Source organism: Mesorhizobium sp. IMUNJ 23033 (assembly GCF_044778005.1).
Classification (GTDB): Bacteria; Pseudomonadota; Alphaproteobacteria; order Rhizobiales; family Rhizobiaceae; genus Mesorhizobium; species Mesorhizobium amorphae_A.
Genome location: NZ_JBJACT010000016.1, coordinates 76648 through 98196, shown reverse-complemented (window position 1 = coordinate 98196; position 21549 = coordinate 76648). Strand labels below are relative to the sequence as shown.

Annotated in this window: 21 protein-coding genes; 10 read left to right on the top strand and 11 right to left on the bottom strand. The window is 65.5% G+C overall.

Translation table 11 applies throughout. The annotated features are described in order from the left end of the window. Nucleotides 1-12: 12 nt before the first annotated feature. On the bottom strand, nt 13-2043 hold the full coding sequence (locus ACFX5Q_RS18730; protein WP_404280501.1) for a transcriptional regulator: 2031 nt from the start codon (nt 2041-2043) through the stop codon (nt 13-15). A 209-nt stretch (nt 2044-2252) separates the two neighbouring features. Between ACFX5Q_RS18730 and ACFX5Q_RS18725 the strand changes: the two genes are divergently transcribed. The 3 genes from ACFX5Q_RS18725 to ACFX5Q_RS18715 are packed head-to-tail and all read left to right on the top strand — an operon-like array spanning nt 2253 to nt 5690. Further along, a complete protein-coding gene (locus ACFX5Q_RS18725) occupies nt 2253-3338 on the top strand; it encodes a PLP-dependent cysteine synthase family protein (protein WP_404280449.1) in 1086 nt (361 codons plus the stop codon). Nucleotides 3339-3362: 24 nt separating this feature from the next. Then, nucleotides 3363-4835: a pyridoxal phosphate-dependent decarboxylase family protein gene (locus ACFX5Q_RS18720; RefSeq protein ID WP_404280447.1), complete on the top strand. Its 1473-nt coding sequence runs from the start codon at nt 3363-3365 to the stop codon at nt 4833-4835. Nucleotides 4836-4859: 24 nt separating this feature from the next. Next, nucleotides 4860-5690: an alpha/beta fold hydrolase gene (locus ACFX5Q_RS18715; protein ID WP_404280446.1), complete on the top strand. Its 831-nt coding sequence runs from the start codon at nt 4860-4862 to the stop codon at nt 5688-5690. Here the strand turns inward: ACFX5Q_RS18715 and ACFX5Q_RS18710 are convergent. The 3 genes from ACFX5Q_RS18710 to ACFX5Q_RS18700 all read right to left on the bottom strand — a co-directional run bounded on the left by ACFX5Q_RS18710 (nt 5687) and on the right by ACFX5Q_RS18700 (nt 8335). After that, nucleotides 5687-6067, bottom strand: coding sequence for a YciI family protein (locus ACFX5Q_RS18710; RefSeq protein WP_404280444.1), 381 nt, complete (start codon nt 6065-6067; stop codon nt 5687-5689). The genes ACFX5Q_RS18715 and ACFX5Q_RS18710 overlap by 4 nt on opposite strands. A gap of 145 nt (nt 6068-6212) precedes the next feature. Next, the gene (locus ACFX5Q_RS18705; protein WP_404280442.1) at nt 6213-7622 is read right to left on the bottom strand and encodes an ATP-binding protein; all 1410 of its coding nucleotides are present in this window, start codon (nt 7620-7622) and stop codon (nt 6213-6215) included. Continuing rightward, nucleotides 7619-8335, bottom strand: a complete 717-nt coding sequence (locus ACFX5Q_RS18700) for a response regulator (RefSeq protein ID WP_040582875.1) — start codon at nt 8333-8335, stop codon at nt 7619-7621. Before ACFX5Q_RS18700 ends, ACFX5Q_RS18705 begins: the two co-directional genes overlap by 4 nt. A 237-nt stretch (nt 8336-8572) precedes the next feature. On the opposite strand from ACFX5Q_RS18700, the gene ACFX5Q_RS18695 reads away from it, so the two are divergent. From ACFX5Q_RS18695 to clpS, 4 genes are all read left to right on the top strand, one after another. Next, nucleotides 8573-8875 carry a hypothetical protein gene (locus ACFX5Q_RS18695; RefSeq protein WP_192183772.1) on the top strand — a complete coding sequence of 101 codons (303 nt, stop codon included), beginning with the start codon at nt 8573-8575 and terminating at the stop codon, nt 8873-8875. A 38-nt stretch (nt 8876-8913) separates the two neighbouring features. Beyond that, nucleotides 8914-9159: a hypothetical protein gene (locus ACFX5Q_RS18690; protein WP_120014725.1), complete on the top strand. Its 246-nt coding sequence runs from the start codon at nt 8914-8916 to the stop codon at nt 9157-9159. A gap of 175 nt (nt 9160-9334) precedes the next feature. Next, complete coding sequence (locus ACFX5Q_RS18685) at nt 9335-9697, top strand: hypothetical protein (protein WP_404280439.1); 363 nt, start codon at nt 9335-9337, stop codon at nt 9695-9697. A 131-nt stretch (nt 9698-9828) separates the two neighbouring features. Next, nucleotides 9829-10134, top strand: coding sequence for an ATP-dependent Clp protease adapter ClpS (gene clpS / locus ACFX5Q_RS18680; protein WP_120014723.1), 306 nt, complete (start codon nt 9829-9831; stop codon nt 10132-10134). 6 nt (nt 10135-10140) lie between these two features. Here clpS and ACFX5Q_RS18675 read toward each other — a convergent pair whose 3' ends face one another. From ACFX5Q_RS18675 to ACFX5Q_RS18660, 4 genes are read right to left on the bottom strand one after another with little or no spacing between them, the layout of a single operon-like run. After that, entirely contained in the window at nt 10141-12228 is a 2088-nt protein-coding gene (locus ACFX5Q_RS18675) for a hypothetical protein (protein WP_404280437.1), read from the bottom strand. A 3-nt stretch (nt 12229-12231) separates the two neighbouring features. Next, nucleotides 12232-15051, bottom strand: a complete 2820-nt coding sequence (locus ACFX5Q_RS18670; protein WP_404280436.1) for a DUF4159 domain-containing protein — start codon at nt 15049-15051, stop codon at nt 12232-12234. Then, on the bottom strand, nt 15048-15962 hold the full coding sequence (locus ACFX5Q_RS18665; protein ID WP_404280434.1) for a DUF58 domain-containing protein: 915 nt from the start codon (nt 15960-15962) through the stop codon (nt 15048-15050). The genes ACFX5Q_RS18670 and ACFX5Q_RS18665 overlap by 4 nt, the downstream gene beginning before the upstream one ends. After that, nucleotides 15962-16966, bottom strand: a complete 1005-nt coding sequence (locus ACFX5Q_RS18660) for a MoxR family ATPase (protein WP_192183777.1) — start codon at nt 16964-16966, stop codon at nt 15962-15964. The genes ACFX5Q_RS18665 and ACFX5Q_RS18660 overlap by 1 nt, the downstream gene beginning before the upstream one ends. 147 nt (nt 16967-17113) lie before the next feature. Between ACFX5Q_RS18660 and ACFX5Q_RS18655 the strand changes: the two genes are divergently transcribed. The 3 genes from ACFX5Q_RS18655 to ACFX5Q_RS18645 are packed head-to-tail and all read left to right on the top strand — an operon-like array spanning nt 17114 to nt 19643. Continuing rightward, entirely contained in the window at nt 17114-17743 is a 630-nt protein-coding gene (locus ACFX5Q_RS18655; protein ID WP_404280500.1) for a DUF1285 domain-containing protein, read from the top strand. Beyond that, nucleotides 17743-18375, top strand: a complete 633-nt coding sequence (locus tag ACFX5Q_RS18650; protein ID WP_404280432.1) for a CoA pyrophosphatase — start codon at nt 17743-17745, stop codon at nt 18373-18375. The genes ACFX5Q_RS18655 and ACFX5Q_RS18650 overlap by 1 nt, the downstream gene beginning before the upstream one ends. Next, a complete protein-coding gene (locus tag ACFX5Q_RS18645; protein ID WP_404280430.1) occupies nt 18372-19643 on the top strand; it encodes a CCA tRNA nucleotidyltransferase in 1272 nt (423 codons plus the stop codon). The genes ACFX5Q_RS18650 and ACFX5Q_RS18645 overlap by 4 nt, the downstream gene beginning before the upstream one ends. A gap of 12 nt (nt 19644-19655) precedes the next feature. Here ACFX5Q_RS18645 and ACFX5Q_RS18640 read toward each other — a convergent pair whose 3' ends face one another. From ACFX5Q_RS18640 to hemF, 3 genes are all read right to left on the bottom strand, one after another. Then, on the bottom strand, nt 19656-19841 hold the full coding sequence (locus ACFX5Q_RS18640) for a DUF1059 domain-containing protein (RefSeq protein WP_006202582.1): 186 nt from the start codon (nt 19839-19841) through the stop codon (nt 19656-19658). A 269-nt stretch (nt 19842-20110) separates the two neighbouring features. Further along, complete coding sequence (locus ACFX5Q_RS18635; RefSeq protein WP_345892492.1) at nt 20111-20554, bottom strand: DUF1344 domain-containing protein; 444 nt, start codon at nt 20552-20554, stop codon at nt 20111-20113. A gap of 62 nt (nt 20555-20616) precedes the next feature. Beyond that, nucleotides 20617-21531 carry an oxygen-dependent coproporphyrinogen oxidase gene (gene hemF, locus ACFX5Q_RS18630; protein ID WP_404280427.1) on the bottom strand — a complete coding sequence of 305 codons (915 nt, stop codon included), beginning with the start codon at nt 21529-21531 and terminating at the stop codon, nt 20617-20619. Between the last annotated feature and the right edge of the window lie 18 nt (nt 21532-21549).

The following is a 21549-nucleotide window of genomic DNA, read 5'->3' as shown; positions in this document are numbered from 1 at the left end:
AGCCCCGGAAGTTCAATTCAATCCGATGAGCCTGGCGCCATTACGGAATAGGGCCTCTCCTTCGGAATCGAAACGGAAGGTGGCGATGAAATCGTCGGCGCGGTAGTCCGGCAGCGTCTTGCGGATGGCGGCGGCGAAGCTTCGTGCCTCATCCTGCCGGCCCGCCAGCGCCAGGCAATGCGCTGCGATCGACAGGATGATGGTGTGGGCGTTGGGCCGCGCGGCCGCTTTCAGGGCCCATTCGGCCGCCTCGTCGAACTGGCCGAGCCGAGCCAGCGCCATGGCCCGCGACCCCATCATGCCGAACAGCAGCGGGTCGAAGGGGCTGAGATGGCGCGAATGGTCGGATGAGCCGATCGCGGATTTCGGGTCGCCCGACTGGGATTGCACGAAGGACAGCGCATAATGGCCGAGCGCAAAGTTCGGGCTGAGGTCGACGGCTCTTTCCAGCTCGAGCAAGGACCCGTCCTGTTCCCCGCGCAGCCACAGCGCGCGGCCCATGGCCCAGTGGGCGGCGGGGTTGTGGTCGTCGACCAGCAGGCTCTGGCCGGCGCTTTCGAAGGCAAGCGCGGTTTCCTGGTCGCGATCGCCCCAGCGCTGGAAGGCGTTCTGCCAATGGGTGAAGGAGAGGCCGGCGTAGGCGCGGGCGAAGGTCGGATCCTGCTTCAGGGCCATGCCGAAGAACTGCTGGGCCAGTTCGTTCTCCGTGCGGGTGAAGCGGTACATGTGCCAGAGGCCGCGGTGATAGGCCTCCCAGGCATTGAGCGAGTTGGGTGCCTTCAGCATGGCGCGGTTGCGCTCGACCGTGGCGATCTCGGCTGCGATCGAGGAGACGATGCTGTTGCCGATATCGTCCAACACGATGAAGATGTCGTCCGGCTTGCGCTCGAAGGTCTCGGCCCAGACGATCCTTGCCGTGCGCACCTCGATGAGTTCGACCGAGACGATGATGCGGCCCGCCAGGCTGCGGACGGTTCCGGTGGCCACGTAGTCGACGTTCAGCCGGCGCCCTGCATCCTCCGGCGCGATGTTTTTCTCGGCCAGCGCGAACATCGACCCACGCGCGATGACGAAGAAATCCCTGAGCTTGGCGAGGCGGGTGATGATGTCGTGGGTCATGCCGTCGGCCAGCCCGCCGCGAATGCCGTCGGTGCCGGCGTGCTCGACAAACGGCATGACTGCAAGCGAGGCCCGGCGCGATGCGGCCGCATCCGGTTCGGCAAGCGCAATCGGAACCTGGGGCGCGAAGGCAATCGCCGGCTGCGCGCCTGGCGCCGCACCCGACTGCCGGTCCTTGATCGCCCGCCATGCCTCGCGCACGGGTGCAAATTCCAGCTCTTCCGATTGAAACAGCTGGGCGGCGACAACAAGGTGTTCCTCGCACTGGCCGATCTGGCCCCGCCTGGCCAGGTTCTCCAGCAGGGCCACATGCGCGCGCACGTCGAAGGGCGCGAGTTCCAGCCATTTGTCGAGATAGGGAGAGGCGTCGGAGCCAGCCGGCAGGGTGTTGACCAGATGTTCCAGGATGGCGATGTGGCAGGAGGTGAACCGGCGGCGTTGCGCAACCAGCCAGCTGTCGAAATGCGGACAGCGGTCCAGCTCCAGCCCATCGAGGAAATCGCCGGCGAACAGGTCGGACAGCGCCTGCAGTCGCTCCGGGCCAAGTGTTCCTATTCCCGCCGCCGCGGCAGCCGCGATCTCGACGGCATCGACCGAGACGCCGTCCAGGCGCAGTCCGACCGTGTCGCCCTGCGTTTCGATCCTGCTGAATCCCGGTTCGTCTAGAACGCCGCGCAGCTTGCTGAGGCACCAGCGAAGCTCGCCCCGCGGGTCGTTCGGCACATCCCACAGAAGCTCGCACAGGCGACTGCGCCCGACGGCATGCGGCGTGAGCGTGAGATAGGCCAGCAACGCACGCAGCTTGCGCGATGCCGGCAATGCCACGGGAATCCCGCCGCGAAGAACAGTCAGCGGCCCGAGCAGGCGCACGGAAGGGCCGGCAACCTCGCCACTTTGGATCTTTTGAGTGGATTCCACGGGCAATACCACGCTTGCTACCACGCTGGCCAACCGGTCCCTATTTTATCACCGAACCCGACAAGGCGCATCCGGCAGCGAATTCTAGGCGCCGGACGCCGCCATTGCCGTATTGACGGCAAGTCGGGAACCGTAACGCGGCAAGGTCTCGAAACCGCGCCGCCCAAACCGCCGGCCTGTAACCGGCTCGTGACGACAGCTTGAGGAGAGCGGACATGTTGCATCAGTCAAAGATCAGGACCACGGCCGGCCGCGGCCGCCTGTTCGACAGCATTCTCGACACGGTCGGCGATACGCCGGTGATCCGGATCAACAATCTCGGCCCGGCGCATGCGACGATCTATGTGAAGGCCGAGTTCTTCAATCCAGCGGCCTCGGTCAAGGATCGGCTGGCGCTCAACATCATCGAGGCGGCCGAACGCAGCGGTGCGTTGCGGCCTGGGCAGACCGTCGTCGAGGCGACCAGCGGCAACACCGGCATCGGGCTTGCCATGGTCTGCGCGCAGAAGGGCTATCCGCTGGTGGTGACGATGGCCGACAGCTTTTCCGTCGAGCGCCGCAAGCTGATGCGCATGCTTGGCGCCAAGGTGGTGTTGACGCCGCGCGCCCAGAAGGGTTTCGGCATGTACAAGAAAGCGGTGGAACTCGCCGAAGCCAATGGCTGGTTCCTGGCGCGGCAGTTCGAGACCGAGGCCAATGCGGCCATCCACGAAGCGACCACGGCGCGCGAGATCGTCAATGATTTCGCAGGCTCCAGGCTCGACTGCTTCGTCACCGGCTATGGCACCGGCGGCACCGTCGCCGGCGTGGCGCGCGTGCTGCGCCGGGAGCGGCCGGAGACCCGGATCGTGCTCACCGAACCGGCCAACGCGCAACTTGTCGGCAGTGGCAAGCCGCAGGAGCGCGGTAAAAACGGCGCACCGGCCGCCAGCCACCCGGCCTTCGAGCCGCATCCGATCCAGGGCTGGACCCCGGATTTCATTCCCAACGTGCTGCAGGAAGCGATCGACAAGCGCTACTATGACGAAGTGATGCCGATCGCCGGGCCCGAAGGCATCAAATGGGCCAAGGCGCTGGCGCAGCAGGAGGGGATCTTCACCGGCATCTCCGGCGGCTCCACCTTCGCCGTGGCACGCCAGATCGCCGGGACATCGCCGGCCGGCTCGGTGATCCTGTGCATGCTCCCCGACACCGGCGAACGCTACATGACGACGCCGCTGTTCGACGGCATCGAGGCGGAGATGGATGCGGAAGAGATCACGCTTTCGCGTTCGACGCCCGGCTGCCAGTTCGACGCCTGACAGCAGATCGCGGGGGACACCACTATGGACGCGATGCCGCAAACCTCGAGCGCGACAGCGGAGGAAACGCTCGATCCCCTGGACTGGGCCGATATGCAGGCCCTGTCGCACCGGATCGTCGATGATGCCGTCGGCTATCTGCGCGACGTTCGCGACCGCCCGGTGTGGCGGGAGATGCCGGGCGAGGTGAGGGCGTTCTTTGACGCGCCCTTGCCGCGCTCGCCTGCGCCGATCGCCGAGATTTACGGCGATGTCGCGCGCAACGTCATGGCCTACCCGATGGGCAACATCCATCCGCGCTTCTGGTCCTGGTACATGGGCTCCAGCAATTTCACCGGCGCGCTCGGCGATTTCCTGGCGGCGATCCAAGGTTCCAATCTGGGCGGCGGCAACCATGCCGCCGGCCTTATGGACAGCCAGGTGGTCGACTGGTTCAAGCAGATCGTGGGCTTTCCCGCTTCGGCCAGCGGCACGCTGGTCAGCGGCGGCTCGATGGCCAACATCATCGGGCTCACCGTGGCGCGCAACACCAAGGCTGGCATCGACGTGCGCGAGCATGGCGTCGGTGCCATCGCGCAGCCCTTGCGCTTCTATGGCTCGGACCAGACCCACTTCTGCCACCGCAAGGCGATGGAGGTGCTCGGCCTCGGCAACCGTGCGCTTCGCCGCATCCCAAGCGATGCCGCAATGCGCATCGATATCGCCGCCTTGCGGGCGGTGATCGCGGAAGACCGAAAGGCGGGCCTCAAGCCGGCCTGCGTCATCGGCAACGCCGGCACCGTCAACACCGGCGCGATCGACGATCTCGAGGCGCTTGCGAGGCTGGCGGCGGAAGAGGATCTCTGGTTCCACGTCGACGGCTGCATCGGCGCGCTGATTGCGATCGCGCCGGAGAATGCAGCGCTCGTCGCCGGCATCGAACGAGCCCATTCGCTTGCGCTCGACCCGCACAAATGGCTGCACGCGCCATTCGAGGCGGGCTGCGCGCTGGTCCGCGATGCCGAGGCGCATCGCGGCGCCTTTGCTGTCATACCGGAGTATCTGGAATCGACGTCGCGCGGCATCGCGTCCGGAAAATGGCTGCATGACTACGGGCTGCAGACATCGCGCGGCTTCCGCGCGCTCAAGGTGTGGATGGCGCTAAAGGAGCACGGCATTGAAAAATTCGGCCGCCTGATCGACCAGAACATCGCTCAAACCAAGTATCTGGCCAGCCTGATCGAGGCCGAGCCGGCGCTGGAGCTGATGGCGCCGGTGAGCATCAACATCGTCTGCATTCGCCACCGCGCCAATGGGCTGTCGGGTGAGCGCCTGAAGGCGTTCAACACCGAGATCATGCTGCGACTCCAGGAAGAAGGCATCGCGGCCCTTTCGGACACCACCGTGCACGACCAGCATTGCCTGCGGGTGGCGATCGCCAATCACCGCACCCGGTACGAGGATCTCGATTTGCTGGTCGCGGAAATCCTGCGGCTCGGCGCAGAACTTGCCGCGTGAGCGGCGCAGCACAGGGAGGGACGCATGTCGTCCATGGACTATGCGATAGACTATGCGGAAGAAGGCTCGGGACCGACCGTGCTGTTCATTCCGGGATCCTTCAGCACATATGCGGCCTGGCGGCCGATACAGAGATGGCTATCGCCTGACTACCGGATGATCGGCATCAGCCTTTGCGGATATGGCGCGACCGCGGAGACCCGCTCGCGCAATGATTTCGGCATGCGGCACCAGCTCCGGATCATCGAGCAGGCGGCACGTCGTGCCGGAGGACCCGTGCATCTGGTCGGCCATTCCTTTGGCGGTGCTGTTGCCCTTGCCGCGGCCCTGGCAAATTCCATCGACGTGGCGAGCCTGTCGCTTTTCGAGGCAAATCCCATCGCGCTCCTCAACAGCGAGCCGAGGCAAGGCCTCTACCAGGACGTTCTGAGGCTTAGCCGGGAGTTCAGCGCGGCGGTCGCGGCCGGCGACGCCGACGCGGCCGGCATCATCATCGACTTCTGGGGCGGTCAAGGCACCTTTGCAGCGCTTCCCGAAATCGTGCGGACCCACTGCCGGCAGACTGCCCCGACAAATGTGATCGACTGGCTGACGGTTTTCAGTTTCGAGGCTTCTCTCCGCGACTACAGTGCCCTCGATATCCCGGTGCTTCTCGTCAGAGGCGGGTTCGCCAATCCGGCCATGGCGGCAATGACCGACATGCTGCAACACGCCTTGCCGCATGTGCATAGCGCGGTTGTCGAAGACGCCGGCCACTCCCTCATTGCGACCCATGCGCAAAAATGTGCCGCGCTGCTGACACGGTTCCTGACGATTGCAGACGCGGAACTGCCGGATGCCGCGATGGTGGCCTAATCCTGACCAGCGGGAAGTGGCGCGCCGGGGAGATAAAGCATGATCGGGCGGATCTCGTAGACGGCGCTGGGATTGACGCGCTTGAGGTCGCGCGCGACTGCGATCGCCTCTTCCTGGCTCGCGCAGTCGAGGACATAGAGCCCCAGCAACTGCTCCTTGGTCTCGGCAAAGGGACCGTCGATCACCATGCCCTCGCTTGGGCCGCGCAACGTGACGGCCGCCGCGGTTGCACCCAGCCTTGCCGCCGGCCCGAGTTTTCCCTCGCGGGTCAGCCTGGCGTTGACCTCGAGCAGGTCGTCCATTAGGGCCGCATCCTCGTCAGGCGTCCAGGACTGGACGGTCTGTTCGACGTGGTAGGCCAGGATCGCATAGAACATGGACGGTTTCCTCAAATCAAGTTCTACAGCGTCCTTTGCGCGTCCAAGAGGGCGCGCGGCGCTGTGGTGCCGGATTGGGCGGCAATATCACAAGGATCGCGGGACTGATCCAGCCTCGGTGCCGATCAGGCCGCCTCCTACTGACTCATGCTGCCAGCGGCAGGCGCAGTTCCGTCAGCAGGCCGCCGCCGGGATCGTTGGAGAGGCTGATCTCGCCGCCGGCGGCACGCGCGATGTTGCGGGCAATGGTCAGGCCAAGACCGAGGCCGCCGGTCTGGCGGTTGCGCGATTGCTCGATGCGAACGAAGGAGCCGAACACCGTGTCGAGTTGTGCCTGCGGGATGCCGGGTCCCTCGTCGCGGATGGCGAGCGTGATTGTGTCCTGCGACCGCTCAAGGCTGAGATGCGCCTTCTTGCCGTAGGTCACGGCATTCTGGACGAGGTTGGTGACGCAGCGCTTCAGTGCTACCGGCCGGGCCATGCAGATCAGGCCGCGCGGCCGTGTACCGTCGTGGTCGAACGAGACCTCCTCGAAGCCGTCGGCGACCGCCTCCACCAGCGACCAGAAATCGATGCGTTCGGCCTTCTCCTCCGTCACCTCGAACTTGGCGAAGTCGATGACCGAGCTGGCAATGCTCTCGATGTCGGCGAGGTCATGCGCCAATGCCGCGCGGGCCGGCGATTTGCGCAGCAGTTCCAGGCGCAGCCGCATCCGCGTCAGCGGCGTGCGCAGGTCATGCGCGAGCGCCGCCGCCAGGTGCTCGCGATCCTCGACATAGTCGCGCAGCCTGAGCTGCATGGCGTTGACCGCCTTGGCGGCGGCGCGGATCTCGCGGCTGCCCGACTCGGCGATCGGCGGGCTCTTCAAATCGTGGCCGATGCGCTTCACGGCGGTTTCCATCATCCGGTAGGGCGCGGTCAGCCGGCGCAACGACCAGATCGACATCATCACCACCAGCCCGGCGATTAGGACATAGAGCGGCAGGCTGTCGAAGCTCAATATCGGGCCCACCGGCGTGATCGGCTCGGTGAAATTCAGCCACTGCCCGTCGGCGAAGCGCAGCGAGGCTGTCAGCTTGTCGCTCTGGGCGAAATCCGCCGCCAGCACCAGAAGGTCGCGCTCCACCTGGCCGACATCCTTGTTCATGATCGCGCCGCCGGGAGCATCCGACTCGCGCGTTGCCGGATCGCGCCGCACGCGCGCGTCGGTGATGCCGAATTTGGTCAGGCGCCCGACGAGGATGTCCTCCAGTTCGGCGAGTTCGTCGTCGCCGGCGATCGAGGAGGTGACGGCCGGCGTGTCCGAAACGGTCAGCGCGTAGGTGGCGTTGAACAGTCCCGACGCGGTCGCCTTGCGTTCTTCGGGCGTCGCATCGTGCATCAGTTGCACCAGCGAGAAGGCGCGGTCGTTGAGGCGGTAGAGATCGACCACGTCGTTGGCGGCGTCGCGGTCACGCGCGACGATGTAGAGTGTTGCGATCTGGCTGATCAGCAGGCCGGCAATGACGATGAGCAGCACCCACACGGGCAGGGTCTGCGGCAGGAAGCGTCTCATTCGGAGGTCGTTTCGGGCAGGAACTGATAGCCGCCGCTGCGCACGGTCAGGATCAGTTTCGGCGTCTTGGGATCGTCTTCCATCTTGCGCCGCAGCCGGCTGACCAGGATGTCGACGCTGCGGTCGAAACTGTAGCCGGTATCGCCGCCCGAGAGCTCGATGAGCTGGTCGCGGGTGAGCACGCGTTGCGCGCTTTTGACGAAGGTCTGCAGGAGGTTGAATTCCGCCATCGTCAGCTCGACCCTGACATCGCCGGGCGCCGTCAGGCGGCGGCGCGAGCAATCCATCGTCCAGCCGGCGAAGTGGTAGATCTGCTTGGTTGTCGGGCGGCGCGGCTCGGCGGCGCCGTTGCGCCTCAGCACGGCGCGGATGCGGGCCAGGAGCTCGTGCGGATCGAAGGGTTTCGGCACATAGTCGTCGGCGCCCATCTCGAGGCCGACCACGCGGTCGGTCGTCTCGGTGACGGCCGTCAGCATGATGATCGGCGTTGTGTGGTTGGCGCGCAGTTCGCGGCAAAGCTCCAGCCCGCTCTTGCCGGGCAGCATCACGTCGAGAACGATGAGATCGACCTGCATGCGGCGCAGGATGGCCTCCATCTCGACGCCGTCGGCGGCAACGGTCGTGTGCAGGCCCCGCTTCTGCAAAAACTCCTGAAGCAGGTCGCGTATGCCCTTGTCGTCGTCGACGATCAGTATGTGTGCGTCGGATTTCACGGGAACCCTGTCATTGCTGGTGGCCAAGCGGTCATTCGATCATCTCCCACACGATAGAATTCGGGCCATATGTTGGCCAGTGGCGATAGCACAGCCCAAGGCAGATGCGGCAGAAACAATCCAGAAACAAATTTCTATAGTCCGGAAAAACTCACGAAAAAATTCAAGGGCATAACGGTGTCGTGGCGGTCAGGTCATCGGCTGCGACGCAAGTCTCCGGAGTAACGGACAAGACCAATGCATAGGTTCACGATCAGCTTGATGGGTGCGTTGCTCGGCATTTCGCTCGTCACGGCCGCGGTCGGAGCCTCCGATGCAAAGGTGGCGCCGATCACCCGGGCCGAGCGCTGCAGCGACCTCAACCGTCAGGTTGACGAAGCCCTCGAAACCCATGCCGCGGCAACGCAGGTCACCGCGGCGAAAGCACTGCAAAGAAAGGGAACCCGGTTCTGCGCCAACAAGAAGCAGGCACAGGGAATCCGGATGCTCGCAAACGCTTTGAAGCTGCTTGGAGTGACACCGAACGACCCGGTTCAGTGACGCTCAAACCCCGACCCGCATAAAAAGGAAATGAAGCCATGAACAAGTCCCTCCTCTCCGCCCTCGGTCTCGCTGTTGCTCTCGCCTTCTCGATGCCGGCTCTTGGCAACGCAGCTGCGACCACGACCGCTGCTCCCGCTGCTTCGACCACCGCGCCGGCGGCTGCGCCTGCCAAGGCTGCTCCGAAGAAGGTCACTGCCAAGAAGACCGTCAAGGCCTGCAAAGTGACCAAGACGCACAAGTGCCCGGTCAAGAAGGCGCCGAAGGCAGCCAAGAAGTCCTGATCCCGGCCTGGCAGTAGCCAGCTCTCCTGACAAGGCCGCTCCAGCCGGAATTCGGCTGGAGCGGCCTGGATCGAGCCGGAATACCGGTGACGTCCAACCCCGGCATGCCAAAACTGGTTCAACGGCTGGCGATCCTTTAACCCGATCGCAATGCCGGCCCTGTAGGACAATCCGCATGAAGCGGCTTTCGTCCATTTTGCGCTCAATGGTCATCGGCGGCCTGGTGGTCAGCGGAGTGGCCAAGGTGTTGATCCTGCTCTCAGCCAGCCCGGTGCCGGACCCCGCCAGCGGACGGACCGAGCCGTCGCTGTTCGCGCCGAAAATATCCACCGACTGGGACTACATCACGCCCGGGCAGACCTGGCTGCTCATCGTGCTGACCGGCACGGTGCTGATCTGCTTCATCGCCTGGCCAGTCGCGGCCTGGATGGAGCGCCGGGTCGATGCACCCGATACGCGTTCCCGTCCAGAATCGCCATCTGTAGGGACGGTGCGGCAGATCCCGCCGCGGCGCATGTTCGGCCGGCATGGCCGTTGAACGGCCTGCGGCAGTGACCCACATAGATTTGTTAGAGATCGCGCTGCTGTTTGGCCGATCGAAAATGGACGACCGCTTTCGCCCGTGACAAAGTGAAGGCGAATTTCTCGCTTGCAGTTGCCGGGTTTCCAATGCCTGAAACCACCACCACACCGCGCACCAAGACGCAGCCGAAGACCGAACGGCCGAAGCTCTACAAGGTCATCCTCATCAACGACGATTTCACCCCGCGCGAGTTCGTGGTGACCGTGCTCAAGGGCGAGTTCAAATTGAGCGAAGACCAGGCGCAACGGGTAATGATCACCGCGCACCGGCGCGGCGTCTGCGTCGTCGCCGTCTTCACCAGGGACGTCGCTGAGACCAAGGCGACGCGGGCGACGGACGCCGGCAAGGCCAAGGGCTACCCGCTGCTGTTCACGACCGAACCGGAAGAGTGAAGAGCGTTACCGCCCCTCGCGGTACCACATCGAGCCCATCGCCAGAAGCAGCAGGCCGAGGCCGAGGAAGCCGCCGAAGAGCGGAACGCGCGAGACGGCCTTCAGCACGCTGTCGTCGGTGGTGCGGAGCCCAATCCAGTCGTTGCCGGAGGCCGCACCGGTGGAGCGGACCGGGACGATCGAAGGCAGCGCCACGCCGCCGGCAAGGGTGCCGAGCGTGGACGAAGGCGCCAGCCGGCGCACGCTGCCGCCGGTTGCCTCCGCCGGCGCCTTCAGCCGGTCCTCGGTGGAGATGACGTCGGTGAACTCCGGCGCGTTGATCGGGCCGACATGGGCAAGCGCGGTGAGGTCGCCATTGCCGACCTGGTAGAGGCCGATCTCGCTGGTCTGGACGGTGCCGAGGAAAATGCCGGGCTCAGATTTTTCGAGCCTGACGATCAGCGCTTTGCCCGACGGCGTGATCACCTGCGCCGGGCCGGGGTCGTCGCTCATCGTCTGGCGGCGTATTTCCAGCGTCATGCCGCGCCCGTCGGCGGTCAGGCGCTCCTCTTCGAGTTCGGGCTCTTTCATCAGCCAATGGGCGATGCGGCGATAGAGCTGGACATGCGGGCCGCCGCCCTCGAAGCCGCGCGCCCACAGCCAGCCCTGGTCGGACAGAAGCATGCCGACACGGCCTTCGCCCTTGCGGTCGAGCAGAAGCAGCGGCCGGTTGTCGGCGCCCTTCATCACCACTTCGCCCTCGGGGTTCTCGACGCCGATGGTGCGGAACCAGCGGCTCCAGTGCGGCGGATCGGTGGCCGAGCCGTCCAGCCCGCGCGTCACCGGATGACGCTGGCCGAGCTCGGTCAGGCGCGGGTAGAAGGCCTTGTCGACGACTTCTCCGGTCGGCATCGCCGGCAGCGCCGACATCAGCGGCGTGCGGGCGATCGAGCTTTCGCCGGCATATTCAGGCCCCGCGGCGATCAGCAGCGCGCCACCCTTTTCGACATATTCGGAGATGTAGTCGTAATAGAGGATCGGCAGCACGTCGCGGTGCTGGTAGCGGTCGAAGATGATGAGGTCGAAATCCTTGATCCTCTCGACGAACAGTTCGCGCGTCGGAAAGGCAATCAGCGACAATTCGTTGATTGGCGTGCCGTCCTGCTTTTCCGGCGGACGCAGAATGGTGAAATGGACGAGATCGACCGACGCGTCCGACTTCAAGAGGTTGCGCCAGGTGCGTTCGCCGGCATGCGGCTCGCCGGAAACCAGCAGCACGCGCAAATTCTCGCGGATGCCGTCGATCAGTGCGATGGCGCGGTTGTTGGCGTCGGTCAGCTCGCCCGGCACGGGGTCGACGGCGAGCTCGACGATGTTGCGGCCGGCGGTCGGGATCGTCACCTGCAGCGGCATCGCCTGGCCGATGGTGGCGTGCTCGACCGACACCTGCTCGCCATTGACCGAGACGCGGACATCGACCGGGCCGGTCTGATTGTCGGTGGCGATGACGCGGTAGCTCATATCGAGCGGCTTGCCGACCAGGCCGAAGCGCGGCGCGTTCTCGAAGCGTATGCGGCGGTCCTTCTCGTGCTCGTTGCCGGTGATCAAAGCGTGCAGCGGCGCATGGAAGTCGGGCGCGCCGGCCGGCGCATCGTGCACCTCGCCGTCGGTGATCATGATGGCGCCGCCGATGCGCGACGGCGGCACGTCGCGGAAAGCACCTTCGAGCGCGCCGAACAGCCTGGTGTCGGTACGCTCCTCGGCTGCCTCGGACCGGCCGGACTCGACGACGCGCACGTCGAACTGCTTGAAACGGCCAAGGCGCTGCTGAAGCCCGGCCAGCGCCTCGTCGGTCTGCTTGGTGCGCTCGCCGATATCCTGGCTCTGGCTGCGGTCGACGACGATGGCGACGACGCTTTTCAAGGCCTCGCGTTCCTCGTCAAGGAAGACCGGGTTGAGCAAAGCGGCGCCGAGCGCGAGCAAAGCGGCGAAGCGGAAGACCGAGCCGCGCTGGCGAAACCACAGGCCGACCAGCGCCAGCAACACCAGCGGCACCAGTACGGCGGCAAGCAGCGGCCAGGACAGGAGCGGTTCGAAGTTGATCGACCAGTTCATGGCTTACTGCCCCAGCCGTTCGAGCAGGACGGGCACGTGCACCTGGTCGGATTTGTAGTTGCCTGTCAGCATGTACATCATGATGTTGACGCCGGCGCGCAGCGCATAGATGCGCTGCATCGGGTCCGCCGGCACGGTCGGCAAAAGCGGGTCGCCATTCTCGTCGACGGCCCAGGCGCCGGCAAAATCATTGGCGGTGATCAGGATTGGCGAGACGCCGTCGCCGACGCGCACGGGGCGGTTCTCGGTGTTGCTGGCGTCGAGCGAGGCCTCGACCCAGAGCGGACTGCCGGCGAAGCGGCCGGGAAACTCGGGCAGGATGAAGAAGGACTTGGTCAGCACATGGTCCGACGGCACCGGCTCCAGCGGCGGCACGTTGAGATCGCCGAGAATGTCGCGCAGCCGCTCCGTCGCCGGGCTGGTCGAATCGGCGCCGATGCCGTTGGCAAACTGGTCGCGGGTGTCGAACAGAACCGTGCCGCCCTGTTGCATATAGGCATCGACGCGCGCGATCGCCGCTTGGCTCGGCATCGGCGCGGCAGGGTCGATCGGCCAGTAGATCAGCGGGTAGAAGGACAGTTCGTCCTTCGCGATGTCGACGCCGGCCGGCGCTCCGGGTTCGAGCGCGGTCTTTTCGATCAGGAAGCGGGTCAGGCCTTCGAGACCGGCGCGGCTGATTGAATCGACGCCTGGCTCGCCGGTCAGCACATAGGCGATGCGGGTCTTCGCGATGTCCTCGATCGCCTGGGCATCGCCCGGTTTCGCGTCGTCGGCGCGGGCGAGGTCGGCATGGCCAAAGAGCGCGCCCAGCGCGATCAGAACGGCGGCCGCCGTCGTTGCGGCGGCGCGGCGCGGCCGGCGCGCCAGCAGCCCGCCCATCCAGAACACCGCCAGCGTGTCGAGCACCATCAGCACCAGGGCGGCGGCGACCAGCGCGCCTTTCAGATTGCGCGATTCGTCGAAAGCGTACTGGACGGTGGTGACCGGCAACGAAACTTGAGGCCGGTCCAGCAGCGCGAACGTTCTGTCGGCCTCGAGCAAATTATGGGCGAAGACGCCGGTTTCGGAGCCGTAAAGGCCGGGCGGGTTCTCGAACGTCACCGGCAGCGGCCCGGCGCCGGGCACCAGGGGTCGTGCATCCGGCGTTGGCGGTACCAGATCGCCGTCGGCGGCAATCATGCGGTAGGGCGCCAGCGAAGTGGCGGCGGCTTCGGCGTTGGCGATCGCCGCGCCCTGGTTGCGCGACAGCTGCACGATGCGCCTGAGCATCTCGACGAAGCTGCCCGATATCGGCAGGTTGGACCAGGTTGCCTCGGGCGTGACGTGGAACAGGACGAGCGTGCCCTTGCCCTTCTTCAGCCCGGTCACCAGCGGCGTGCCGTCGGCAAGCGTCGCCCAGGTGCGCTCGACGATGTCGGGTGTCGGCTCGGCCAATACCTGCCTGGTGACGGTGACCTCGGCCGGCGGCGCGAGATCGGCAAAGGGACCGGCTTTTGGAAACTCGGTGACCGGCTGCGGCGTCGTCCACGACAAGGCGCCGCCCATCGAGCGTTCGCCGGTGCGCAGCCTGACCGGCAGCAGATCGTCGTCATTGCCGGCGGCGGCGAGCCTCGACCCGGCAAAGCGCACCAGTGTGCCGCCCTTGTCGACCCAATCGACCAGCCTCTGCTTCACCTGTTCCGGAATGGTGCCGACATCGGCCATGACGATCATCGCCGGCTTCTGGTCGAGAAGCTGCGGGATGGCGTCGGCAAGGTCGACGGTCGATGGCTCGACCAGATCGGCGAAAGGCTGCAGCGCACGGCGGATATAGTAGAGCGGCGACAAAAGCGGCTGCGCCTGGTCGGCCTCGGCCTGCGACAACAGCCCGACACGGCGGCGCTTGGAGCTTTCGTCCAGCACCCGCACGGCGCCGGCCTGGTGCTCGCCGTCGAGCGCGATCGAGGCGAAGTCGTTGCGCAGCTCGAATGGCACCGCCATCGTCCCGGTAGCGGTGGACTCGCCCGGCGAGAAGGTCAGCGTCGCGTCGGCGATGCGACGGCCCTTGTCGTCGAAGGCACCGGCGGTGACTTGAGCCGGCGCCGGATCGTTCGGTGCGCGGATGGCGGTGAGCGCAAAGCCGTCGACCTGGTTATCGGCGACCGTGAGGCCGGTCAGCGACAGCCTGTCGGACGTTGCCCAGACGAGGCGCGCCGCGTTTTTCGACAGCAGCGTGTTGAAGGCGGCTTCGTCGCCTTGCGCCGCCAGTCCATCCGCGAGCACGGCGACACTGGCGCCCGGCAGGCGCTCCAGGGCCGCCGCGACGCGTGCATAGATGGCCGGTCGATCGGTCGGGATCGGCCGCGGCTTGGCCGCGCGCAGCCGGTCGAGCGCGGTGGCAGCATCGAAGGGTCCGATCTCGGCGTTGGGCTTTTCGGCGGTGAAGGCGATGACGACAGGCACGCCATTCGAACTGGCGTCGGCGATCAGGCGCTGCGCGGTGGCGACGCGCTTGCCCCAGTCGGCCGCACTTGCCCAGTCATTGTCGATGACCAATGCAAGGGCCGAGCCCTCGGCAGGCAGCTTCTCGCGCGGATTGAAGACGGGTTCGGCAAGGGCTGTGACGACAAGGGCGGCCATCAGCAGCCTCAGCAGCGTCAGCCACCACGGGCTTTGATGCGGGGTCTCCTCGCGTTTCAGCACGCGGGCCAGTATCTTCAGCGGCGGAAACACTTCCGTCTGCGGCTTGGGCGGGGTGAGCCGCAACAGCCACCAGATCACCGGCAGCGCCAGCAGGCCCCACAACACCATCGGCGCCCCGAAGGAAAGCGGCAGCCAGCTCATGCGCTGATCTTTCCGGCATAACTGCTTTCAGCGGTCATCGCCATGTGGATGCGCACCAGCGCCTCGGAAGCCAGGCGATCGGTGTGGTTGACGGTGAAGCTCCAGCCGAGCCGCTTGCACCAGCCGGCCAGTTCCTGGCGGCGGGCGGTGTAAAGCAGGCGATAGTCGTCGCCCAGCATCTCGGCGCGGCCGGCGGTCAGCTTGTCGCCGGTCTCGGGATCGGTGAATTCGGTGCGGCCGGCATAGGGAAAATTCTCCTCGGCCGGGTCGGCGACCTCGATCAGATGGGCGCGCACGCCGTGACGGGCGAGCACGTCGAGCCAGGCCATGGTGTCCTCGACCGGATCGAGGAAATCGCTGACGACGACAATGTCGCAGAAGCGGCGAATGCCGGAGAGATCAGGCTTTGCCGGCAGCGCGCCGGCATGGGTGAGTTGGCTCGCGATTCGCTCGGCGCCGTCGCGGGCGGTGAACGGATCGGTGAGGCCCGGCCAGGCTATGCGTTCGCCGCTGCGCGACAGGAGCTCGGCCATGGCTAGCGTCAGCACCAGCGCGCGCGATTCTTTCGAAACGCTGGCGCCTGCGGATTTGTAGAGCATGGAAGGCGAGGGGTCGGCCCAAAGCCATACCGTATGGGCGGCCTCCCATTCGCGGTCGCGTACATAGGTGTGGTCGTCGCGGGCCGATCGGCGCCAGTCGATGCGCGAGGAATCGCCCTCGACATAGGGGCGGAACTGCCAGAAATTCTCGCCAATGCCGCGCTTGCGGCGGCCATGCCAGCCGGCGATCACGGTGTTGACGATGCGGCGCGCCTCGACCAGGAGGTCCGGCACCAGCGAGGCCCGCAACCGGCCACGGGCGAGCGCGTCGCGCGTCGCTACCGGTGCCTGGACCTCGCCTATGCGCGCCATCAGATACCTTTTGCCAGTTTCGCCACCACGTCGCGCACCGAGGTGCCTTCGGCGCGAGCGGCGAAGGTCAGCGCCATGCGGTGCTGCAGCACCGGCTCGGCCAGCGCACGGATGTCGTCGACCGACGGTGCCAGCCGTCCATCATACAACGCGCGAGCGCGGGCGCACAGTGTCAGCGCCTGACTGGCGCGCGGGCCCGGACCCCAGGCGACGAGCTTGTCGGTTTCGGCATGGCCCTGGCCCGGACGGGCCGAGCGCACCAGCTTGAGGATCGCCTCGACGACGCTTTCCGGCACCGGCATGCGGCGGATCAGCGTCTGGATCTCCTTCAGCCGCGCCGGCTGCAGCACGTTCGCGGCCTTGGCATCCTCGACGCCGGTGGTTTCCAAGAGGATGCGGCGTTCCGCCTCGATTTCCGGATAGAGGATGTCGACCTGCATCAGGAAGCGGTCAAGCTGGGCCTCGGGCAGGGGATAGGTGCCTTCCTGTTCCAGCGGGTTCTGCGTCGCCAGCACGTGGAAGGGCGCCGGCAAATCGTGGCGGGCGCCGGCAATGGTGACGTGGTATTCCTGCATCGCCTGCAGCAGCGCCGACTGGGTGCGCGGCGAGGCGCGGTTGATCTCATCGGCCATCAGCAATTGCGCGAAGATCGGCCCCGAAATGAAGCGGAACGAACGCTTGCCGAATTCGTCCTGTTCCATCACCTCGGAACCGAGAATGTCCGACGGCATCAGGTCGGGTGTGAACTGGATGCGGCGGGAATCGAGACCGAGCACGACGCCCAGCGTCTCGACCAGCTTGGTCTTGGCGAGGCCTGGCACGCCGACCAGCAGCGCGTGGCCGCCGGCCAGGAGCGCCACCAGTGTTCGTTCGACGACCGCTTCCTGGCCGAAGATGACCCTGCCGACGCCGTCGCGGATCCTGGAGATGTCGGCCAATGCCTTCTCCGCCTCGGCGATCATGTCTTTTTCGCTGATCGGGCTTTCCTTGATCATCACGCTCATGGCCGCATCGATCCTTGTGTTGGAAATACCGGCTTGCACTTGTCTGTGCCGCAGAATGCCGCGATTCGGCCTCGCATGGCGCCTGCGTTTGAATTTAAATCACAGACTTAGGCTGACAAGCGGAACAACAGTGACTATTTCGTGACCATGACGGAACGCTCCGAACATGCTGAAGAGAGTCTGACGGCCGCCAGGGAAGCGCGCGGACTGGAGGCGCTGATCTCGCGGGCGACGCGCGCCGGCAAGGGGCCGGCGCCGGTGGAGCGCTGGAATCCTGACTTCTGCGGCGATCTCGACATGGAGATCAAGGCCGACGGCACCTGGTTCTATCTGGGCACGCCGATCGGGCGCATGCCGCTGGTGCAGCTCTTTTCCACGGTTCTGCGCAAGGATGCAGACGGTAAGACCTATCTGGTGACGCCGGCGGAAAGGGTGGGTATCCGTGTCGCCGACGCGCCCTTCGTGGCCGTCGAGATGGACGTTTCCGGCGCCGGCGACGACCAGGTCATCACCTTCCGCACCAATGTCGGCGACGTCGTCGAGGCCGGGCCCGGCCATCCGCTGCGCTTCGTCGACGAGAACGCCACCGGCGGCCTGAAGCCTTACGTTCTGGTGCGCGGGCGGCTGGAAGCGCTGGTGGCGCGGCCGGTGATGTACGAGCTGGTCGAACATGGCGAGGAAATCGGCATCGGCGGCAGGACGATGTTTGCCGTCCGCTCGAAGGGCGCGGTCTATCCGATCATGCCGGCGGAAAAATTGAAGCGGCTGAGCGCGTGATGGACCAGGTGACGCCGGCGCCGTTTTCCACCGCTGATTTTCGCGCGCGCTTCGCCGCGCAGCCGGATGCGCATGCCAGCGACGATTTTGGCGATCATCGCTTCAATCCCGGCCATCCGCGCCTGACGCAAGCCAAGCCGCTGCGCGACGCCGCGGTGTTGATTCCGGTGGTCGATCATCGAGGCGATGCGACGGTCTTGCTGACAAAACGGGCCGAGAAGCTGCGCAGCCATTCAGGGCAGGTGGCATTCCCCGGCGGCACGATCGATGCAACCGATCCCAGCCCGGAGGCGGCTGCGCTGCGCGAAACCTTCGAGGAGATCGGGCTTGGCGAGGATCGCATCGAGATCATCGGCCGCATGCCCGACTATGTCGCGGGCAGCGGCTACCGCATCGCGCCGGTCCTGGGCATCGTGCGGCCGGGTTTCCAGCTGACGCTGAATTCCGAGGAGGTCGATGCCGCCTTCGAGGTGCCACTGCGCTTCCTGATGGACCCGGCCAATCACAAGCGGGACAGCCGCATGTGGAATGATCTCGAATGGTTCTTCTACGACATGCCCTATGGCGACCGGCGTATCTGGGGCGTCACCGCCGGCATCATCCGCACGCTTTATGAAAGGCTCTATGCGTGAGTGCTCCGGTGTCGCTTGCGGGCAGGGCCGACTGGCTCGGCGAAAAGCAGCTGCAGCGACTGCTCGCCGCGCTTTCGGGCGGCGGCGAAGAGGCGCGCATTGCCGGCGGCGCGGTGCGCAACGCGCTGATCGGCCAGCCCGTCGCCGACATCGACATCGCCACGACTTGCGTGCCTGAGGAAACCATCCGGCGCGCTGGGGCGGCGGGGTTCAAGACGGTGCCGACCGGCATCGAGCACGGCACCATCACCGCGATCGCCGGCGGCAAGGCCTATGAGGTCACCACGCTGCGCGCCGACATCGAAACCGACGGGCGGCGGGCAAAGGTGTCGTTCGGGCGCGACTGGAAACTTGATGCCGAGCGGCGCGACTTCACCATCAACGCGCTTTACGCCGAAGCCGACGGCACCGTGGTCGACCTGGTCGGCGGCATCGCCGACATCGAAGCGCGCCGGCTGCGTTTCATCGGCGATGCGGAGGGGCGCATCCGCGAGGACTATTTGCGCATCCTGCGCTTCTTCCGGTTCTTCGCCTGGTATGGTGATGGCCGACCCGACGCCGAGGGGCTGAAGGCCTGCGCGCGGCTCAAGGAGGGGCTCGGCCAGCTTTCGGCCGAGCGCGTCTGGTCCGAGTTGAAGAAGCTTCTGTCGGCGCCCGATCCGTCACGGGCGCTTCTTTGGATGCGCCAGGCCGGCGTTCTCACCAGCGTCCTGCCGGAGAGCGAGAAATGGGGCATCGACGCCATCCACGGACTGACCAGGACCGAAAAGGAGCTGGGTTGGACGTCGGACCCGCTGCTCAGGCTGGAAGCGATGGTGCCACCGGATGCGGCGCGGATGAAAACGCTTGCCGAGAGGCTGAAATTCTCGACCGGCGAGGCGGATCGCCTGCGCCACTGGGCGCTGACGGCCGCTGTCGAACCCAAGACAACCGAAGGCGATCTGGCGAAAAAGCTCTATCGTGGCGATCGCCAGGGCTTTGTCGACCGGCTGCGGCTTGCGCTGGCCTCGGCGCGGGCGCGGGCGGTCGAGGACAATGCAGCGCTGCTCGATGCCGGCGGCCTTTCGCGCCTGCTTGGTTTCGCGCTGAAGTGGCAAAGGCCCGACTTCCCGGTCAAGGGAATCGATCTGACCGAGCTTGGCGCTGCGCCGGGGCCGAAGCTCGGCGCCATCCTGAGAAACCTGGAAAGGGAGTGGATCGAGTCCGGTTTTGCGCTTGATCGCGGCGCGCTGCTCGAGCGCGCCGCGGAAGCCTTGAAAGCCAGCTGAGATCAGCTGAGATCAGGCCGCGTCGCGGGCTTTCTCGATGCGCGAGCGGATCGCTTCGACCATCGTCTCGCGGATCACCGTCTCGCCGTGGGTCTCGCGCATGTGCTCAACGGCACGGCGCATGATCTCGGCCTCCTCGTCGGCCCGCGTATGCCAGTCACAACCGGGGACGAGCGAGCCGCAGTGGAATTCCTTCATGGGATTCTCCTTTTTCCTCCCTGGAGCGGGCGGCAGCTGAGACACGGGCGCTCCAGCACTTTGATCGTTGCATGATCCTTCCGAAACCGGTTCCGATCTTGCTGGGCCGACCTTCGGTTCAGGACACGCTCGGGGGAGCAACCATAACACAAATGCCTGGTTTTGGTTGCCGGCCAGGAACAAAAAGGCGGAGCATCGCTGCTCCGCCCTCTTACGCTACCCCGGAGCAAGACCAGACAAAAGCTGGTCTTGTTCCGACGAGCGGGCCATCACTTCACGATCTTGACTGCCTCGGCAACTTTGTTCTTGCCGCTCATGTCCCAGGAAACGCGGACCTTTTCGCCGGCCTTCAGGCCAGGATCCTTGAAGGTCTTGGGAAGCGTAAAAGATGATCCATCCTCGAGAACCAGGCTCATGGCCGTTGCGTCAAAGGCCTTGACCGTCCCGGTGGTGTGCTTGACGGCGGCAAAGGCAACCGAGCCGGAGGCGAGAAGGGCGGCCGCGGCGGCCGACACAATGATTTTGCGCATTGCAAAGTACTCCTGGGAAAAGCGGACATCCTTGTCGAGAAGATGATCCGCGTCGTCTTGGGCCGTCCGGTTGCGTCGAGTCGCGGTTTCGCGGGCGAACCGCCGGCGCTTCCCGACCCGAGACGACAAATAACCCAGTTTTTTCAAATGGATATTAGACGAAAAAGAAATCTGTGGTGCCACATTCCCTGCCAGAATTCGGCGAATGGGACGTCATTGCGGCTCACGCCCCGCTCACCGATTTTTTACGGCCATCTTACCTCCGGCGGCAGGCTGGACAGGATCGAGGCGACATTGCCGCCCGTCTTGAGGCCGAAGATGGTGCCGCGATCGTGAAGAAGGTTGAATTCGACGTATCGGCCGCGCCGGATCAGCTGTTCGTCGCGGTCGCCATCGGTCCAGTTCTCGTTGAAATTGGCCCGAACCAGATGTCCGTAGACGACGAGGAAAGAACGCCCGACATCCTGGACGAAGTTGAAATCGGCGTCCCAGCCACCTTTGTCGTCGTCCGAATGCAGCCAGTCGAAAAAGATGCCGCCGGTACCGCGCGGCTCGTTGCGGTGCGGCAGGAAGAAGTATTCGTCGCACCAGGCCTTGAATTTCGCATGATCGGCGACACCGGCGTTCTTCTCGCAGGCGAACTGCATGGCGCGGTGAAAGGCCAAAGTATCGGGGTCGTCCTGGACGCGGCGGCGGTCGAGCACCGGCGTCAGGTCGGCGCCGCCGCCGAACCACTGGCGCGAGGTGACGACCATGCGGGTGTTCATGTGCACGGCTGGCACGTTGGGGTTCCATGGGTGGGCGATCAGCGAGATGCCGCTTGCCCAGAAGCGCGGGTCTTCCTCGGCGCCCGGCATCTGCTTGCGGAATTCGGGCGAGAACTCGCCATAGACGGTCGAAGTGTGGACGCCGACCTTCTCGAAGACGCGGCCATACATCATCGACATGGTGCCGCCGCCGCCCTTGCCTTCGTCGCGCTCCCACGGCGTCTTCTCGAAATGGCCGGGCGACCATGAGGCGAGCGGTCCCTGAACATCCTGCTCGATCTGCTCGAAGGCGGCGCAGATGCGCTCGCGCAGCGTCTCGAACCAAAGCTTGGCCTTCATCTTCTTCTGTTCGATGTCGTCCGGCAGCCCCACGGGTATTTCAGGTCGTTCCAAAATGCTGTCTCCCGTCGC

Bases quoted from the DNA above. Each gene is read 5' to 3' on its own strand.
- ACFX5Q_RS18655 (WP_404280500.1), top strand. From the start codon at position 17,114: ATGACGGAACGCTCCGAACATGCTGAAGAGAGTCTGACGGCCGCCAGG.
- ACFX5Q_RS18640 (WP_006202582.1), bottom strand. From the start codon at position 19,841: ATGAAGGAATTCCACTGCGGCTCGCTCGTCCCCGGTTGTGACTGGCAT.
- ACFX5Q_RS18670 (WP_404280436.1), bottom strand. From the start codon at position 15,051: ATGAGCTGGCTGCCGCTTTCCTTCGGGGCGCCGATGGTGTTGTGGGGC.
- ACFX5Q_RS18715 (WP_404280446.1), top strand. From the start codon at position 4,860: ATGTCGTCCATGGACTATGCGATAGACTATGCGGAAGAAGGCTCGGGA.
- ACFX5Q_RS18690 (WP_120014725.1), top strand. From the start codon at position 8,914: ATGAACAAGTCCCTCCTCTCCGCCCTCGGTCTCGCTGTTGCTCTCGCC.
- ACFX5Q_RS18705 (WP_404280442.1), bottom strand. From the start codon at position 7,622: ATGAGACGCTTCCTGCCGCAGACCCTGCCCGTGTGGGTGCTGCTCATC.
- ACFX5Q_RS18650 (WP_404280432.1), top strand. From the start codon at position 17,743: ATGGACCAGGTGACGCCGGCGCCGTTTTCCACCGCTGATTTTCGCGCG.
- ACFX5Q_RS18720 (WP_404280447.1), top strand. From the start codon at position 3,363: ATGGACGCGATGCCGCAAACCTCGAGCGCGACAGCGGAGGAAACGCTC.
- ACFX5Q_RS18665 (WP_404280434.1), bottom strand. From the start codon at position 15,962: ATGGCGCGCATAGGCGAGGTCCAGGCACCGGTAGCGACGCGCGACGCG.
- clpS (WP_120014723.1), top strand. From the start codon at position 9,829: ATGCCTGAAACCACCACCACACCGCGCACCAAGACGCAGCCGAAGACC.
- ACFX5Q_RS18725 (WP_404280449.1), top strand. From the start codon at position 2,253: ATGTTGCATCAGTCAAAGATCAGGACCACGGCCGGCCGCGGCCGCCTG.
- ACFX5Q_RS18660 (WP_192183777.1), bottom strand. From the start codon at position 16,966: ATGAGCGTGATGATCAAGGAAAGCCCGATCAGCGAAAAAGACATGATC.
- ACFX5Q_RS18710 (WP_404280444.1), bottom strand. From the start codon at position 6,067: ATGTTCTATGCGATCCTGGCCTACCACGTCGAACAGACCGTCCAGTCC.
- ACFX5Q_RS18695 (WP_192183772.1), top strand. From the start codon at position 8,573: ATGCATAGGTTCACGATCAGCTTGATGGGTGCGTTGCTCGGCATTTCG.
- ACFX5Q_RS18675 (WP_404280437.1), bottom strand. From the start codon at position 12,228: ATGAACTGGTCGATCAACTTCGAACCGCTCCTGTCCTGGCCGCTGCTT.
- ACFX5Q_RS18685 (WP_404280439.1), top strand. From the start codon at position 9,335: ATGAAGCGGCTTTCGTCCATTTTGCGCTCAATGGTCATCGGCGGCCTG.